This window comes from Pseudaminobacter sp. Soil_N_29 (assembly GCF_057656055.1).
In genome coordinates this window covers 116,988-132,755 of record NZ_JBDGLC010000001.1, presented here as the reverse complement: position 1 = coordinate 132,755, position 15,768 = coordinate 116,988, and the positions used below count along the sequence as shown (strand labels likewise).

General features: G+C 63.3%; 15 protein-coding genes. 9 read left to right on the top strand and 6 right to left on the bottom strand.

The annotated features are described in order from the left end of the window. Positions 1-84: 84 nt before the first annotated feature. The 4 genes from AC3A4H_RS00600 to groES all read right to left on the bottom strand — a co-directional run bounded on the left by AC3A4H_RS00600 (position 85) and on the right by groES (position 3,497). Positions 85-849 (bottom strand): NIPSNAP family protein, encoded by a 765-nt coding sequence (locus AC3A4H_RS00600; RefSeq protein ID WP_487764963.1) that lies wholly within the window; start codon positions 847-849, stop codon positions 85-87. Positions 850-1,061: 212 nt separating this feature from the next. Further along, a complete protein-coding gene (locus tag AC3A4H_RS00595; RefSeq protein WP_348778453.1) occupies positions 1,062-1,241 on the bottom strand; it encodes a CsbD family protein in 180 nt (59 codons plus the stop codon). Between the two features lie 241 nt (positions 1,242-1,482). Further along, positions 1,483-3,132, bottom strand: a complete 1,650-nt coding sequence (gene groL, locus AC3A4H_RS00590; protein WP_348778454.1) for a chaperonin GroEL — start codon at positions 3,130-3,132, stop codon at positions 1,483-1,485. A gap of 68 nt (positions 3,133-3,200) precedes the next feature. Next, a complete protein-coding gene (gene groES / locus AC3A4H_RS00585; protein ID WP_348778455.1) occupies positions 3,201-3,497 on the bottom strand; it encodes a co-chaperone GroES in 297 nt (98 codons plus the stop codon). A 304-nt stretch (positions 3,498-3,801) separates the two neighbouring features. Between groES and AC3A4H_RS00580 the strand changes: the two genes are divergently transcribed. The 6 genes from AC3A4H_RS00580 to AC3A4H_RS00555 all read left to right on the top strand — a co-directional run bounded on the left by AC3A4H_RS00580 (position 3,802) and on the right by AC3A4H_RS00555 (position 9,603). Next, the gene (locus AC3A4H_RS00580; RefSeq protein WP_487764962.1) at positions 3,802-4,095 is read left to right on the top strand and encodes a hypothetical protein; all 294 of its coding nucleotides are present in this window, start codon (positions 3,802-3,804) and stop codon (positions 4,093-4,095) included. A 233-nt stretch (positions 4,096-4,328) separates the two neighbouring features. Then, on the top strand, positions 4,329-4,805 hold the full coding sequence (locus AC3A4H_RS00575; RefSeq protein WP_487764961.1) for a MarR family winged helix-turn-helix transcriptional regulator: 477 nt from the start codon (positions 4,329-4,331) through the stop codon (positions 4,803-4,805). Then, positions 4,802-5,968, top strand: coding sequence for an HlyD family secretion protein (locus AC3A4H_RS00570; RefSeq protein ID WP_487764960.1), 1,167 nt, complete (start codon positions 4,802-4,804; stop codon positions 5,966-5,968). The genes AC3A4H_RS00575 and AC3A4H_RS00570 overlap by 4 nt, the downstream gene beginning before the upstream one ends. A 56-nt stretch (positions 5,969-6,024) precedes the next feature. After that, a complete protein-coding gene (locus AC3A4H_RS00565; protein WP_487764959.1) occupies positions 6,025-7,557 on the top strand; it encodes a DHA2 family efflux MFS transporter permease subunit in 1,533 nt (510 codons plus the stop codon). Positions 7,558-7,735: 178 nt separating this feature from the next. Further along, positions 7,736-8,596 (top strand): TIGR01459 family HAD-type hydrolase, encoded by an 861-nt coding sequence (locus AC3A4H_RS00560; protein ID WP_487764958.1) that lies wholly within the window; start codon positions 7,736-7,738, stop codon positions 8,594-8,596. A gap of 8 nt (positions 8,597-8,604) precedes the next feature. Further along, complete coding sequence (locus tag AC3A4H_RS00555; RefSeq protein WP_487764957.1) at positions 8,605-9,603, top strand: bifunctional riboflavin kinase/FAD synthetase; 999 nt, start codon at positions 8,605-8,607, stop codon at positions 9,601-9,603. Positions 9,604-9,646: 43 nt separating this feature from the next. Here AC3A4H_RS00555 and AC3A4H_RS00550 read toward each other — a convergent pair whose 3' ends face one another. Beyond that, a complete protein-coding gene (locus AC3A4H_RS00550; RefSeq protein WP_487764956.1) occupies positions 9,647-10,243 on the bottom strand; it encodes an HdeD family acid-resistance protein in 597 nt (198 codons plus the stop codon). Between the two features lie 193 nt (positions 10,244-10,436). Here AC3A4H_RS00550 and AC3A4H_RS00545 point away from each other — a divergent pair, with 193 nt between their 5' ends. The 3 genes from AC3A4H_RS00545 (at position 10,437) to AC3A4H_RS00535 (ending at position 15,253) form a co-directional block, all read left to right on the top strand. Beyond that, positions 10,437-11,243 carry a MipA/OmpV family protein gene (locus AC3A4H_RS00545; protein WP_487764955.1) on the top strand — a complete coding sequence of 269 codons (807 nt, stop codon included), beginning with the start codon at positions 10,437-10,439 and terminating at the stop codon, positions 11,241-11,243. 239 nt (positions 11,244-11,482) lie between these two features. Next, on the top strand, positions 11,483-14,404 hold the full coding sequence (ileS, locus tag AC3A4H_RS00540; RefSeq protein ID WP_487764954.1) for an isoleucine--tRNA ligase: 2,922 nt from the start codon (positions 11,483-11,485) through the stop codon (positions 14,402-14,404). A gap of 180 nt (positions 14,405-14,584) precedes the next feature. Next, positions 14,585-15,253, top strand: a complete 669-nt coding sequence (locus tag AC3A4H_RS00535; protein ID WP_487764953.1) for a hypothetical protein — start codon at positions 14,585-14,587, stop codon at positions 15,251-15,253. Between the two features lie 19 nt (positions 15,254-15,272). Here AC3A4H_RS00535 and AC3A4H_RS00530 read toward each other — a convergent pair whose 3' ends face one another. Next, a complete protein-coding gene (locus AC3A4H_RS00530) occupies positions 15,273-15,725 on the bottom strand; it encodes a nucleoside deaminase (RefSeq protein ID WP_487764952.1) in 453 nt (150 codons plus the stop codon). Between the last annotated feature and the right edge of the window lie 43 nt (positions 15,726-15,768).

Sequence of the window (15,768 nt, the reverse complement as noted above, 5' to 3'; positions counted from 1 at the left end):
AATTTTTATAACGCTGGCAACGGCCTACCGCTTTGCACAATAGGCTTCAAGTGCAGAGTGGGAAGCACGCCGAACCTAATCGGTTCAAAGCAGGGAACGGGCCGTGGGCGCCAGCCGAAGCCGTTCCGAAGGCCGGGTGAAATGCCTTTTCAGCCGCGGAAGGAGGTCTTGCGTCCAGACGGGGTCGGCTTCGAGGGCGGCTTCGTGGCGGGCATGGGCCAGGGCGTCGGCAAAGCGCTGAAAGAAGACGAATACGTTCTCTTCGTCCCGCACCGGCAGGCGAGGGAAGGTGTTTTCGGCGTGTTCGGTCACGAAGGCAGCTATCGGCGGGCCGCCATGCTGGGTGAGAAGCGGTGCGGCTTCTTCCGCCATGAGTGCCACGAACTCTGACTCGGTTTCCGGCGCGATGTGGAAGATCACGGCTGACAAGACCGTGAAGGAAGCAAGTTTGCCCAATTCGTCGCGCACGCTTCCGGCAAGATCGAACGCGGACCCCGCCCATGCCGGCTTCAGCAGCAGCACGTCGCTGTAGTCGATCATGGTAGCATTGGCGGCATCCTTGTGCGCCGCCCAAACCGGACCGCCGTAGAAAGCCTCCAGCGCCGCCTTGCGCGAGACCATGTCATCGAACCCGCGCAGCCAGACGAAGCAGTCCGGCCAGTCGAGGTCGCGGAACTGGCCGATCACATCCATGCCGGCCTCTTCCTGGCTTTCGATGAAATAGCCGTCGAAGATGCGGATAAGGTCCTCGCGGCGACCGTTGTGGAGCGTGTATCGCCTTAGCTCGACCACGGGCGAGAACGACCTAGATCGCTCCGGGGGTCTCCGTATCACAAGTTTCTCGGTCATGACCCTCTCGGCAGGCTTTCCTGTTTCATAACGGAACCGTTGCCCGGTTCTGTCAATCCGGTGTTGTCAGGAGCTTGCCCCGCCGGCATCAGCACCGAAGTGCGCCTCGCCAGCCTGGGCGGACCATCGCGGCGTGTGAGGACCAGGCGACCAAAGGAAGAAAGGCGCGCCTTGAAGCCCGCCTTTCTCCCGCCGCTACCAGAACAAGACGCTCAATGCGTGCGCTTGACCTTTTCCTTGGCGTCGCCATAGCCCTTCTGGATCTTGCCGGCCACCTTGTCGACCTTGCCCTCAGCCTCGGTGCGCTTGTTGCCGGTGAGCTTCCCGGCGGCTTCCTCGACAGCGCCCTTGGCCTGCTTTGCGACGCCTTTGATCTGGTCCTTGTTCACCATGTCCGTATCTCCCGAGTTTTTTCGTTGGCGTCGGCTAACGGCCTTCAACGCAAAAAGTTGCGAGATTGCTTCGCGTGGGGCAGGGGCGAATCGGCGCTGCGCAAACAAAAAGGGCGCCGCAAGGGCGCCCTTTCCGTAAGCCTGATGCTTTATGGATTTCCTTAGAAATCCATGCCGCCACTCAAGCCCGCTTGCGGGCTTGAGCATCTTTGGATGCAATGGGCGTGCTTTATGGATTTCCTTAGAAATCCATGCCGCCCATGCCGCCCATGCCGCCGCCGGGCATGCCGGGCATGCCGGCGCCGGAGTCCTTCTTCGGGGCTTCGGCGATCATGGCCTCGGTGGTGACCAGCAGGCCAGCGACCGAAGCGGCGTCCTGCAGAGCGGTGCGGACAACCTTGACCGGGTCGACGATGCCGAACGCGATCATGTCGCCATATTCGCCGGTCTGGGCGTTGTAGCCGAAGGTAGCCGACTTGTTCTCGAGGATCTTGCCAGCCACGATCGAGGCTTCGTCACCAGCGTTCGAGGCGATCTGGCGGGCCGGAGCCTGCAGAGCGCGACGCACGATGTTGATGCCAGCGGCCTGGTCGGCATTCTCGCCTTCCGCCTTGATGGCGAGCGAGGAGCGCAGCAGCGCAACGCCACCACCCGGAACGATGCCTTCCTCGACGGCCGCGCGGGTCGCGTTGAGGGCGTCGTCGACGCGGTCCTTGCGCTCCTTGACCTCGACCTCGGTCGCACCGCCGACGCGGATCACGGCAACGCCGCCGGCCAGCTTGGCGAGGCGTTCCTGCAGCTTCTCCTTGTCGTAGTCCGAAGTGGTCTCTTCGATCTGCTGCTTGATCTGGGCAACGCGGCCCTGGATCTCGGCCTTCTGGCCGGCGCCGTCGACGATGGTGGTGTTCTCCTTGGAGATCGACACCTTCTTGGCACGGCCCAGCATGTTGAGCGTGACGTTCTCGAGCTTGATGCCGAGGTCTTCGGAGATGACCTGGCCACCGGTGAGGATGGCGATGTCTTCCAGCATGGCCTTGCGGCGGTCGCCGAAGCCCGGAGCCTTGACGGCGGCGATCTTCAGGCCGCCACGCAGCTTGTTGACGACCAGCGTGGCCAGAGCCTCGCCTTCGACGTCTTCCGAGATGATGAGCAGCGGCTTGGAGGTCTGCACTACAGCTTCCAGAACCGGCAGCATGGCCTGCAGGTTGGAGAGCTTCTTCTCGTGCAGCAGGATGTAGGCGTCTTCCAGATCGGCGACCATCTTTTCCGGATTGGTCACGAAGTAAGGCGACAGGTAGCCGCGGTCGAACTGCATGCCTTCGACGACCTCGAGTTCGGTCTCGGCGGTCTTGGCTTCCTCGACCGTGATGACGCCCTCGTTGCCGACCTTCTGCATGGCCTCGGCGATCATCTCGCCGATTTCCTTCTCGCCGTTGGCCGAGATGGTGCCGACCTGGGCGACTTCTTCCGAGGTCTTGATCTTGGTCGAGCTCTTGACGAGGTGAGCCACGACTTCCGAAACGGCCAGATCGATGCCGCGCTTCAGATCCATCGGGTTCATGCCGGCGGCAACCGCCTTGTGGCCTTCCTGGACGATGGACTGGGCCAGAACGGTCGCGGTCGTGGTGCCGTCGCCGGCGATGTCGTTGGTCTTCGAAGCGACCTCGCGCACCATCTGGGCGCCCATGTTCTCGAACTTGTCCTCAAGTTCGATTTCCTTGGCGACCGACACGCCGTCCTTGGTGATGCGCGGGGCACCGAACGACTTGTCGATGACAACGTTACGGCCCTTCGGGCCAAGCGTCACCTTCACCGCGTCGGCAAGGATGTTGACGCCGCGCAGCATGCGCTCACGGGCATCGCGGGAAAACTTTACTTCTTTAGCAGCCATTTCTAAGCTCCTGGAGCGGGCCGTTTCCGGACCCGAAATTCAAAATTCTATGGGTGCGGTTGCTGAATTCAGCCGATGATGCCCATGATGTCGGATTCCTTCATGATCAGAAGGTCTTCGCCATTGAGCTTGACTTCGGTGCCCGACCACTTGCCGAACAGAACGCGGTCGCCGGCCTTGACTTCCAGCGGAACCACCTTGCCGGAGTCGTCGCGAGCACCCGAGCCGACGGCAACGATTTCGCCTTCCTGCGGCTTTTCCTTCGCGGTGTCCGGAATGATGATGCCGCCAGCAGTCTTCTCTTCAGACTCGACCCGGCGAACGACCACGCGGTCATGAAGCGGGCGGAAATTCGACTTTGCCATTTTGGTTATCCTTGGTGCGGATGTTGAACGATTCCTCCGTCCGGGCTTCCCGGACCAGCGTTAGCACTCGTTGGGATGGAGTGCTAACGCGAGGATCAAATAAGCCGGGGCCGTTTCGGAGTCAAGAAGCCGCAGGTCGGGCGAAGGCCAAACGCGGCGATTGCTAACACCTGTGAATTGCAGCATAAATATCCCACTCAGATGTACGTGGGCCTTTATGACCGTAACGGTCGGTTGGCAGTTCATCCGGCCTGAGTTCGCGTTGCGCGGTCCTCGCGCGCGCCCTCTCGGGCTGGATTGAACGATGTCGCTGGACACCGAAACCGAATTGCCTGCCGCGCAGGCTGCGATCTCTCTCGCTGTGGAAAGTGGGTCGTCGCGACGTTGCCCTGAGCGCGCCGGCGTGCCCACCAGCAAGATGAAGCGGTGGGGCAAGTACAAGTACTGGACCAAAAGGGACATCAACAAGCTGCGGCGGCTGGCGGCCGAGCAACTGCGGCCGTCCGAAATAGCGCGCCGTTTCAAGTTGCCGGTGCGTGCAGTCCGGTCGCGTGCTTTGAGGGAGCGCATCAGTCTGCTCCGTCCAGCTGGAGGCTGAGTTGCCAGGGCGGGACCTGTTCCACGCTTGCAAACCAAGGATTCGAGAGGAACGCCGGGCCAGCGCCTCGTGTGCTGCCGGAGCAACTGTTGCCTGCTGATGTGCGCTGCTGTTGGGCCTCTGGAAAGAGGGCGGCGGATCGAGGCGTTACCCTTTGAGCTGGCGAGTCAAATCTTTGCGATCCCCGCAAGACGGCTGTTGAATGCTAAGCATGCTTATAATATATCGCGCTCATGGAATTCGAAGGTACGGAAAGGCTCGGCTTTCTCATTCATGACGCGGGGCGTTTGATGCGCAGGCGCTTTGAGAAGCTGGGTCGCGAATATGGACTTTCCTCGGCGCAATGGCGGCTGCTGGTGCGCGTGGTGAAGGATGAAGGGGTCGCGCAGGCTCGCCTGGCTGAATTGCTCGAAGTCGAGCCGATCAGCGTGTCGCGGCTGCTCGACCGAATGGAGGAAGGCGGCTGGATTGAGCGGCGGCAGGATGCTGCCGATCGGCGCGTGCGGATGATCTTTCCGAGCGAAAAAAGCCGCGAAGCATTTGGAGCGATCAGGGCAGTGGCCGGGGACGTGTTCGAGCAGGCACTGACCGGCCTTTCGCCCAGCGAGCGCCAGGGGGTTCTCCGTGGGCTTGCGAAGATCATTGAAAATCTTTCCGACGCCGAAGCGCCGGACCACAAGCAGACATTGTTAAAGGGTGCAACAGGATGAATGCCGTTTCGAAACTCAACGACCATGTCACCGAGGTCGAAGCGGAAAAGCTCTCGCCGAAGGTGACCGTTGCCCAAGCTGATCAACAGGCCGCAAAGCCGGTGCGAAAGCGCCGTGCAGGCCGCATGTTCCTCATGCTCGCGCTGCCCTTGGCGCTGGTCGTTGGCGGCGGCTACGTCTGGGTGACCGGGGGACGCTACCAGGAAACGGACAACGCCAACCTGCGCCAGGCCAAGGTTTCGATTGCCTCGCAGGAGGCTGGCCGCGTGATTAGCGTGAACGTGGCCGACAACCAGATGGTCAAGGCGGGAGACGTTCTCTTCGTCGTCGACCCGGAGCCGTATCGCATCGCTCTGGCGCAGGCGGACGCCGCGTTGGCAGCGGCAAAGCTGAATGTCGAGCAGCTGCGGGCCGCCTACAGCCAAGCGGTGGCGCAGGAGCGCGTGACCGCCGGTGACGTGACCTATCTCCAGTCGCAGTTCAATCGCAGCATGGAGCTCGAAAGCCGCGGCTTCAGCTCGAAATCGAACCTGGATCAGGCGCGCCGCGACCTGGCCAAGGCGCAAGAGCAGCATGCCGCCGCGGTTCAGGGTATCGCCAGCGCGCGTGCCGCCCTCGGTGGCAATCCCGACATAGAAACCGACAAGCACCCGACCGTGCTCGCCGCGCAGGCGACGCGCGACAACGCAGCCTACGCGCTGGAGCAGACGACCGTGCGCGCCCCGGCCGACGGCATGATTGCCCAGGCCTCTTCGTTCAAGGTGGGCCAGTTCGTCGGAGTGGGCACGCCGCTGTTCAGCTTGGTCGAGACGGACGAATTGTGGGTGGACGCCAATTTCAAGGAGACCCAGCTCACCAATGTGAAGCCGGGGCAGAAGGCTGAAGTCACGCTCGACACCTATCCCAACCATCCGCTGAAGGCCACGGTCGAGGCGATCGGCGCAGGCACGGGCGCGGAGTTTTCGCTGCTGCCGGCGCAGAACGCGACCGGCAACTGGGTGAAGGTTACCCAGCGCATCCCGGTGCGGCTGAAGGTCGACACCGATCATCTGGATGTCGCCCTGCGCACCGGCATGAGCGCCACCGTGACGGTGGATACCGGCGTCGCCCGCGGCTTGCCGGGGCTGCTGTCCAGCGCGGTCGCAGCCGACAACGTGAAGTAACAGGAAAATCCAGCGGGCGCCTTCCGAGATGGCGTCCGCATTTCAGGTCCTAACCCATGAGCCCGACAACCCACGCCGAGGTCCCACACCGGGGACTGATAACGGTGTCGATCATGCTTGCGACGGTCATGCAGGTGCTCGACACCACGATCGCGAACGTCGCGCTGCCTTCGATGGTGGGCGACCTCGGTGCGTCGGCCGACACCATCAATTGGGTGCTGACCTCCTACATCGTTGCAGCCGCCATCATGACGCCGGTGACCGGCTGGCTGTCTGACCGTTTCGGGCGCAAGGAACTTTTCCTCACCTCTGTCGTGGGCTTCACCATCACCTCCATGGCTTGTGGCGTTGCATGGAGCCTGGAGAGCATGGTGACCTTCCGCCTGCTCCAGGGTGTGTTCGGCGCCGCGATCGTGCCGCTGTCGCAGACCTTTCTGCTCGACATCAACCCGAAGGAACGTCACGGCCAGGCAATGGCGCTGTGGGGCGCGGGCATCATGGTCGGCCCCATCATCGGCCCGACGCTGGGCGGCTGGCTGACTGAAAGCTTCAACTGGCGCTGGGTTTTCTTCATCAACCTGCCGGTCGGCATCATCGCCTTCCTCGGATGCGCCGCCTATCTGCCGGCCGTGGCCAAGCGTCTGCGCGGTTTCGACTTCTTCGGCTTCGCCATGCTCAGCCTGGGCGTTGGCGCGCTGCAGCTCATGCTCGACCGCGGCGCCGAGGTGGACTGGTTCTCCTCGGTCGAGATCTGGATCGAACTGGGCCTCGCGATCATCGGCTTCTGGGTCTTCATCGTGCATCTGCTGACGGGGCAGAACACCTTCATCGACCCGAAAATCTTCAAGGACCGCAATTTCGCGACCGGCCTGGTGTTCATCTTCGTCATCGGCGTCATCCTGCTGGCAAGCCTGGCGCTGCTGCCGCCGATGCTGTCGACGCTGTTCAACTATCCGACCATCACCACTGGCCTGATCATGGCGCCGCGCGGTGTGGGCACCATGATCTCGATGCTCATGGTCGGGCGGCTTGTGCGTATCATCGACGCTCGGCTTCTGGTCGTCACCGGCCTGTTGCTGACGGCGCAGTCGCTCTACACGATGTCCGGCTTCTCGCCGCAGATGGACTCCCACCTGATCATCGTTACCGGCGTTGTGCAGGGGCTCGGTCTGGGGCTGGTTTTCGTGCCGCTGTCGACGGTTGCCTTCGCAACGCTCGACCCGCGCTACCGCACCGATGCCACCAGCCTGTTCAGCCTTGTGCGCAATATCGGGTCTTCCATCGGCATCTCGGTGGTGACGGTGATGCTGACCCAGAACACGCAGATCAACCATTCCGAGCTGATCGCCAACATCACTCCCTACAATCAAAGCCTGCAGGCGCTGTCGCCGGACGCGGCGTCTGGAAACCTGGCTGCTCTGGCCCAGATCGACCGGCTGGTCACGCAGCAGGCGATGATGATTTCTTACGTCAACGACTTCAAGTTGATGATGATCGTCTCGCTCTGCGCCATTCCTCTGGCCCTGCTTCTGCGAAAGCCGAGGGTGGCGCCGGTCGGGGCAGCCGCGCCCGCCGCCCATATGGATTGATGCCGCGACGGGCCGCCTGAACAGCGGCGGCCGGTTCCGTGTTCCCTTTCGCCGGGGGCTCAGGCCGGGCCTGGCCCGACCGAAAGGTGGTGACACGCTGCGGCGCTTGGGCTAATCCCGGGCCGCCGGGCCATTCGCCCCAAGCAATCCCACGAAAGACGACAGTGAAGGAAATGCCATGACGGGGTCGCCCGAAACGATCGGAACGCTGGACGCCCTGACCGACCGCTACGCCGCCCTGCTGTGCGATGTCTGGGGCGTGCTGCACAACGGGATCGATCCTTTCCCCGAAGCTGGAGAGGCCTTGCGCCGTGCTCGGGAGAACGGGCTGGCCGTTGTGCTGATCACCAATTCGCCGCGCCCGCGCGACGGGGTGGTGGAGCAACTGGCGTCGATAGGGGTGCCGGAGGACGCATGGGATCGCATCGTCACCTCCGGCGATGTCACCCGTGACCTGATCCGCACGGCGCCGCGCAAGATCTTCCACCTCGGCCCCGAGCGCGATCAGACCATCTATGACGGCATCGATTGCGAACTGGTCGAGGAGTTCGAGGCGGATGCCGTGGTTTGCACCGGCTTGTTCGACGACGAAGTCGAGACGCCCGAGGACTATACCGAGATGCTGCAGCGGCTGCGTTCGCGCAACCTGCCTTTCATCTGCGCCAATCCCGACATCGTGGTCGAGCGCGGCGACAGGCTGATCTGGTGCGCCGGCGCCTTGGCACGTGATTATACGCTGCTTGGCGGGCGAACTCTTGTTTCGGGCAAGCCGCACCGCCCGATCTATGCCGCCGCGCTTGACGCAGCCGGTGAAGTTCTGGGGCGCCAGGTTGCCCCCGAAGAGGCGCTCGGCATCGGCGACGGCATGATGACTGACGTGAAGGGCGCGGCCGACAATGGCCTGGACGTGCTCTATGTGTCCGGCGGCATCCACGCCGGCGATTATGGCGATGCGCTCAACCCCGATCTGGAGCGGCTTTCGGATTTCCTCGAAAAGCACGGCCATCGTCCGCTGGCGGTCATTCCCAGGCTTCGGTAGAAGAGCATATGAGCCAGTCCTTCCAGCGCATTTGCGATACCCAGAGATTGCCAGAGCCGCTGCGCGGCGGCGTGGTGGCTATTGGCAATTTCGACGGTGTGCATCGCGGCCATCAGGCCGTTCTGGACCGGGCGCTGGAGGAGGCGCAGCGGCGCGGAGTGCCGGCACTGGTGCTGACTTTCGATCCGCATCCGCGCATGGTGTTCCGCCCCGAGACGCCGCTGTTTCTTTTGACCCCGCCGCCGTTGAAGGCTCAGATTCTGGCCGAGCTCGGCTTTGCCGCCGTGGTCGAGCAGCCCTTCACACGCGAATTCGCGAGCCTCGATGCCGAGCGCTTCGTAGCCGAGACACTTCACGACAAGCTCGGCATCTGCCACGCGGTGACCGGCTTCGACTTCCACTTCGGCAAGAACCGCCAGGGCGGCCCGGCCTACCTGATGGATGCCGGCGAGCGCCTTGGCTTTGGCGTCACGCTGGTGGACGCATTTCGCGACGAGGGGGCGGAGATCGTGTCCTCAAGCCGCATACGCGAACTCCTATGTGATGGCGAAGTGGCGGAAGCGGCCGGCCTGCTGGGCTATCGCTTCACCGTCGAGGCAAAGGTGACCGGCGGCAAGCAGCTTGGCCGCACACTCGGGTTTCCCACTGCCAACATGGCGCTGCCGGAAAGCACCGCGCTGAAGCACGGTATCTATGCCGTGCGCTTCCGCGGAGGCGACGGCACTCTGCATGACGGTGTTGCCAGCTTCGGCCGTCGTCCGACCGTGGACGACAATGGAGCGCCCCTGCTGGAAACTTTCCTCTTCGACTACTCGGGCGATCTCTACGGCCAGACCTGCCGGGTCTCGCTGTTCGGCTATCTGCGCGGCGAGGAGAAGTTTGACGGGCTTGACGCGCTCGTCGCGCAGATGAAGCGCGACGAGCAGGAAGCCCGCGCATTGCTTGCCGGGGTCAGGCCGCTTTCCGAGCTCGACCGGCGGCTGACCTTCGCGAACGACGCGGCGTAGGAAGCCGCTACGCTCGCGTTCTCACCTCGCCGGATGCTGTCAGTCATGCCCTCGCCGGGGGCATGTGGCTGGGCATCATGCTGCGAAGTGCAAGGCCGAAAGCGATGAATGTCCAGCCCTGGAAGATCAGGTCGATGGACAGGAACAGGCCCAGCACCCACAGGCTGTTGACCGGCCAGCCGCTGGCAATGATCAGGCCAGCGATGATCGACACAACGCCGCCGGCAACGATCCAGCCCCAGCCGCGCTCCCTGCGGTTCCTGATGCCGATCCACAGCCGCAACAGGCCCGAGGCGATCAGGCTCACCGCCAGCAGGAAGGTCAGGACCGCCGAAGCCAGCAGCGGGTTGTAGAAGGCCAGGAACCCGGCGATGGCGTAGAGCAGGCCGCTCAGCAGCCACCAGAAGAAGCCGCCCCAGGTCTTTACACCGAAGGAGTGGATGATCTCCACGATGCCGCCGACGAGCATCAGGGTTCCGACCAAATACACTGAAGCGACGGTGGCGATAAACAGGTTTCCAAGCGCAATTCCGCCGAAGATCAGCAGAAGTATACCAAGGGCGACAAACCAGCCCCATTTGGTCCTGGTCTCGCTGACCGCTTCCCTCAGTGCATCAGGCATTTCAGAGTGCAAAGTCATCGCCGCCTCCATTGGCTGTTGGCGCTGCCCGATCTTACATGCAGGAAGCTAGTGCGCTGGGGCGGCCCGTCCAGTGAAGTAACAGCTTGTTCGATATGCGAAAGAGCGCTCCGGCCAGGCGCAGTTAATTCAAATTTTACCGACCACCGGCGAAAGCGGCTGTCACAAGCGTTTGTGTAAAGAGTACGCGGAAATGACATTGTCTTTTGATCGGGTTTCGGTGGCCTGCGCGGCTGCAATCTTGCTGGCCGGCACGGCCGATGCGGCAGCCGAGGGGTGGTTCAGCGGCGACTGGTATCTGACTGTGGGTGCCAGCGGCTTCGTGGCTCCCAATTACGAAGGTGCCAAATACATGCTCATGGGCGCCTCGCCGCTGGTTTCGCTCGGCAGGGCAGGCACGCAGGCGCGCTTCACCTCCCGCAATGACAACATATCGTTTGCGCTGTTCGATGCCGGTGCGGTGCGCGCCGGCCCGGTGGGCAAGATCGTCTGGGGTCGCGATGGCGACGATGCCGATGAACTCAAGGGCCTCGATCCGGTTCGCTGGGGTGCCGAGGCCGGCGTGTTTGCCGAGGTGTACCCGACCGACTGGCTGCGCGTGCGCGGCGAGGTGCGGCACGGACTCCGGTCGCATACCGGCGTGGTGGCCGACGTGCATGTCGACGCATTCGAGGATGTCACGCCGACCGTGCGTGTCTCCGGTGGTCCGAGGGTGTCGGTTGCGTCCGCCAGGTTTCTCGATGCCTATTACGGCGTCAGCCCGAGGGAATCCGCTGCATCGGGTCTGAGCCCGTTCAAGTCGGAAAGCGGCATGCGTGCGCTGGGCTTCGGCGGTGCCGTGACCTGGAGGACGACCGACAAGATCACCACGAGCCTCTTTAGCGAATACGCGCGGCTCATGGGCTCGGCGCGCGACTCCAGCCTTGTGCGGGAGCGTGGCTCGCCCAACCAGCTCCAGATCGGCATTTCGGCAACCTACCGCTTCGATTTCAGCATGTAGGCGGTCACTTTTCCATTATGGGCTTTATTCCACGGCTTGCGTCCTTTAAAAGCGCGGCCATGAGATGCCTCGTGCCCGTCTTGGCGATTGCTATACGAATTATGGGCCCGGCCTTCCGGACGGCTTGATGCCGCCCGAAAGTCCGGGAGTTTTGTCTACGCGCCTGACTGGCCGTTCCCCGATATTTTGACAATTGAACGCCCGAGGCAGCTTTCGCCGGGCAATCCGATGGCAAGACAATGACCGATACGTCCGAAAAGCTCGATTACTCCAAGACCCTCTATCTGCCGCAGACCGATTTTCCGATGCGCGCGGGCCTGCCGGAGAAGGAGCCGCACACCGTGGCGCGCTGGCAGAAGATGGACCTCTACAAGCGCCTGCGTGAAAGTGCTGCCGGCCGCGAAAAATTCGTGCTGCACGACGGCCCGCCCTATGCCAACGGCAACATCCATATCGGGCACGCGCTGAACAAGGTGCTGAAGGACGTCATCACCCGCTCGTTCCAGATGCGCGGCTTCGATAGCAACTATGTGCCGGGCTGGGACTGTCACGGTCTGCCGATCGAGTGGAAGATCGAGGAAAAGTACCGCGCCGCCGGCAAGAACAAGGACGAGGTGCCAGTCAACGAGTTCCGCCAGGAATGCCGCGATTTCGCCTCGCACTGGATCGGTGTGCAGACCGAGGAGTTCCTGCGGCTCGGCGTGATCGGCGACTTCAAGAACCCTTACACCACCATGGCCTTCCACGCCGAAGCCCGGATCGCCGGCGAGCTGCTGAAGTTCGCCAAGTCCGGCCAGCTCTATCGCGGCTCCAAGCCGGTGATGTGGTCGGTGGTCGAGCGCACCGCGCTGGCCGAGGCCGAGGTCGAATACCAGGACTACGAATCCGATACCATCTGGGTGAAATTCCCTGTCGAGAAGGGCGTGCCCGCGCTGGAGGGCACCCATGTCGTCATCTGGACGACCACGCCCTGGACCATCCCCGGCAACCGTGCCGTCAACTATTCGTCGCGCATCAGCTATGGCCTCTACGAGGTGACGGCTGCCGAGAACGATTTCGGTCCGCGACCCGGCGAAAAGCTGATCTTTGCCGATGCGCTGGCGGAGGAGGCCTCGGCCAAGGCCAAGATCACTATGAATCGGCTTCGCAATGTTTCAGCCGAAGCACTTGAAAGCCTTACCCTTTCCCATCCTCTGGAAGGCCTTGGCGGCGGTTACGAGTTTCCGGTGCCCATGCTCGCCGGCGATCATGTAACCGATGACGCCGGCACCGGCTTCGTGCACACCGCGCCCGGCCATGGCCGCGAGGACTTTGACGCCTGGATGGACGCGGCGGCCGCGCTCGAAAAGCGCGGCATCGAGACGCGCCTGCCGTTCACCGTCGATGACGCAGGCTTCTTCACCAAGGACGCGCCGGGCTTCGGCCCGGATCGCGAGGGCGGGCCGGCGCGCGTCATCGACGACAACGGCAAGAAGGGCGACGCCAACAAGGCCGTCATCGACGAACTCATCAAGCGCAACATGCTGTTCGCGCGCGGCCGGCTGAAGCACAGCTACCCGCATAGCTGGCGTTCCAAGAAGCCGGTCATCTTCCGCAACACGCCGCAGTGGTTCGTCCACATGGACAAGGAACTGGGCGACGGCACCACGCTGCGCTCGCGCGCGCTGAAGGCCATCGACGACACCCGCTTCGTGCCGGCGGCCGGCCAGACGCGCCTGCGCTCAATGATCGAGGAGCGCCCGGACTGGGTGCTTTCGCGCCAGCGCGCCTGGGGCGTGCCGATCACCGTGTTCGTGGATGCCGACGGCAATGTGCTGCTGGACGAAGAGGTCAACGCCCGCATCCTCGAAGCCTTCGAGAAGGAAGGCGCGGACGCCTGGTTCGCCGAGGGCGCGCGCGAGCGCTTCCTGGGCAGCCGTGCCAACGAGCCGTGGACGCAGGTGATGGACATCCTGGACGTCTGGTTCGATTCGGGCTCGACGCATACCTTCACGCTGGAGGATCGCCCCGATCTCAAATGGCCGGCCGACGTCTATCTGGAAGGCTCCGACCAGCATCGCGGCTGGTTCCATTCCTCGCTGCTGGAAAGCTGCGGCACGCGCGGCCGCGCGCCCTACAACGCCGTCGTCACCCATGGCTTCACCATGGATGAGGAAGGCCGCAAGATGTCGAAGTCGCTCGGCAACACGGTGGTGCCGCAGGACGTCATCAAGCAGTCGGGTGCCGACATCCTGCGCCTGTGGGTGGTGACGACCGACTATTGGGAAGACCAGCGCCTCGGCAAGAACGTGCTGCAGACTAATATCGACGCCTACCGCAAGCTCAGGAACACCATCCGCTGGATGCTCGGCACGCTCGCCCACGACGACGGCGAAGTGGTGCCGCTGGCCGAAATGCCGGAACTGGAGCGGTTGATGCTGCACCGCCTGGCCGAGCTCGACGAGGTGGTGCGCACCGGCTACGACGCCTTCGAGTTCAAGCGCATCACCCGTGCGCTGCTCGACTTCATGGTTGTGGAGCTGTCGGCCTTCTATTTCGACATCCGCAAGGACGCGCTCTACTGCGAGGCGCCCTCCAGCGTGAAGCGCAAGGCGGCCGTGCAGGTGGTGCGCCACCTGTTCGACTATCTGGTGACGTGGCTGGCGCCCATGCTGCCCTTCACCACCGAGGAAGCCTGGAACGATCGCTATCCCTCGTCCGAGTCGGTGCATCTGGAGCAGTTCCGCGCCGTTCCTTCCGAATGGAAGAACGATGCGCTGGCTGAAAAATGGCGCAAGATCCGCCATGTGCGCAGTGTGGTCACCGGCGCTCTCGAGCTGGAAAGGGCAAGGAAGACCATCGGCTCCTCGCTGGAGGCGGTGCCGGTCGTCTACATCGCCGATGCCGCTCTGGAGGCGGCTCTCGCCGACGTCGACATGGCCGAGATCAGCATCACCAGCGACCTCGTCGTCACGCGCGGTGAAGCACCGGCTGATGCCTTCACGCTGCGCGAGGTGCCGGGCGTGGCCGTGGTGGTGGAGAAGGCGGAGGGCAGGGGCCTGCGCAAATGCGCGCGCTCCTGGCGCTATACCGCAGATATCGGCGCTGACCCGCGCTTCCCGGACGTTTCGGCGCGGGATGCGGCGGCGCTGCGCGAACTGGAAGCGCTCGGACGCATTTGAAGGTGCGGGAAGGGCGGCGGCACGGTCGTTGCCCTTCCTTTCCGCTTGCGCTAAAAGCGCGGGACACCGGTCGACAAATTGTCGCCGGATTCCCGTCGGAAGAGGGTCGATGGGGAACGTCCGGGCGCCCGCCCGGAAACCGGCGAGAGCGAGAGGCGGACTGCAGTGAAATTTTCCGGCATGACTGAAAAGACGCACGCGCGCCTGTCTGTTTTGGCGTTGCTGGTTTCCGGACTGGCAGTTTCTGGCTGCGTCGGCTCTCCCACCTACGGTACGGACAAGACGGCCGGCGAACAGCTTGTCGGCGATGTTACGGGTATTCTTTCTGTCGCGCCGAAGAAGCGCGCTGTCATAGATTACAAGCCGCGCCCGGAACTGGTGCGGCCCAAGGCGGGCGAAAAGCTGAGCCTGCCGGCGCCGCAGAACAGCATCGTGACGGCCGAAAACAGCGTCTGGCCGGAGTCGCCGGAGCAGCAGCGGGCCCGGCTGCGCGCGGAAGCGACGCAGAACCGTGACAATCCCGGCTGGCGTCCGGAGATCCAGGGCGACGTCAACGCGCCTTCTTCTGCTCCCTCCTTGCCGCTCGGCGCCTCGCAGCGCAGCTTCGAGTCGGGCATCGGCAAAGCCGAAGATGAAAAGAGCAAGCGCGAGGCGTTCAACAAGCGCTTGGCCGAAAACCGTCAGGGCAGCCCCACGTCGCGCAAATATCTCAGCGAGCCGCCGCTGGACTATCGGAAGCCGGCCGAAACCGCGCCGACCGAGGACATCGGCGAGGACGAGTACAAGAAGGAGCGGCGCCTTAAGGCCGCAGCCAACAAGGGCAGCTGGCGCAACATTCTGCCCTGGTAAGCCTGAGCGCGTTTAGCGTTCAAATCTCGCGGCGCGACTGGAAGAAATTCTTGAGCAGCGATGCGGCGTCGCATTCGGCGATGCCGGAATAGACTTCCGGCACATGATGACACGTCGGAGAGGAAAAAAAGCGTACGCCACTGACCACGGCGCCGCCCTTTTCGTCCGCCGCGCCGAAATAAAGGCGCCGGATGCGCGCGAAGGATATGGCCCCGGCGCACATGGTGCAGGGCTCGAGCGTCACATAGAGATCAAGTTCGGTGAGGCGCTCCGCCGATAGTTTTTGCGAGGCTTCGCGGATCGCCAGCATCTCGGCATGCGCAGTCGGGTCGTTGAACTCGCGGGTGCGGTTGCCGGCGGTGGCGACGACTGTGTTGCCGTCGGCCAGAACCGCGCCCACCGGTACTTCGCCGCGTGCTGCTGCTGCCCTTGCCTCGGCAAGTGCCAGCGCCATGAAATCAGGGCGTTTCAAACCTTATTCCCCTCGCAACTGTGAAGTGTTCCTGTTATCTACC

What these genes read in the sequence shown, in the direction of transcription:
- AC3A4H_RS00570 (WP_487764960.1), top strand. Translation starts at nt 4,802, where the DNA reads ATGAATGCCGTTTCGAAACTCAACGACCATGTCACCGAGGTCGAAGCG.
- AC3A4H_RS00535 (WP_487764953.1), top strand. Translation starts at nt 14,585, where the DNA reads ATGACTGAAAAGACGCACGCGCGCCTGTCTGTTTTGGCGTTGCTGGTT.
- AC3A4H_RS00550 (WP_487764956.1), bottom strand. Translation starts at nt 10,243, where the DNA reads ATGACTTTGCACTCTGAAATGCCTGATGCACTGAGGGAAGCGGTCAGC.
- groES (WP_348778455.1), bottom strand. Translation starts at nt 3,497, where the DNA reads ATGGCAAAGTCGAATTTCCGCCCGCTTCATGACCGCGTGGTCGTTCGC.
- ileS (WP_487764954.1), top strand. Translation starts at nt 11,483, where the DNA reads ATGACCGATACGTCCGAAAAGCTCGATTACTCCAAGACCCTCTATCTG.
- AC3A4H_RS00600 (WP_487764963.1), bottom strand. Translation starts at nt 849, where the DNA reads ATGACCGAGAAACTTGTGATACGGAGACCCCCGGAGCGATCTAGGTCG.
- AC3A4H_RS00575 (WP_487764961.1), top strand. Translation starts at nt 4,329, where the DNA reads ATGGAATTCGAAGGTACGGAAAGGCTCGGCTTTCTCATTCATGACGCG.
- AC3A4H_RS00565 (WP_487764959.1), top strand. Translation starts at nt 6,025, where the DNA reads ATGAGCCCGACAACCCACGCCGAGGTCCCACACCGGGGACTGATAACG.
- AC3A4H_RS00560 (WP_487764958.1), top strand. Translation starts at nt 7,736, where the DNA reads ATGACGGGGTCGCCCGAAACGATCGGAACGCTGGACGCCCTGACCGAC.
- AC3A4H_RS00580 (WP_487764962.1), top strand. Translation starts at nt 3,802, where the DNA reads ATGTCGCTGGACACCGAAACCGAATTGCCTGCCGCGCAGGCTGCGATC.
- AC3A4H_RS00595 (WP_348778453.1), bottom strand. Translation starts at nt 1,241, where the DNA reads ATGGTGAACAAGGACCAGATCAAAGGCGTCGCAAAGCAGGCCAAGGGC.
- groL (WP_348778454.1), bottom strand. Translation starts at nt 3,132, where the DNA reads ATGGCTGCTAAAGAAGTAAAGTTTTCCCGCGATGCCCGTGAGCGCATG.
- AC3A4H_RS00545 (WP_487764955.1), top strand. Translation starts at nt 10,437, where the DNA reads ATGACATTGTCTTTTGATCGGGTTTCGGTGGCCTGCGCGGCTGCAATC.
- AC3A4H_RS00555 (WP_487764957.1), top strand. Translation starts at nt 8,605, where the DNA reads ATGAGCCAGTCCTTCCAGCGCATTTGCGATACCCAGAGATTGCCAGAG.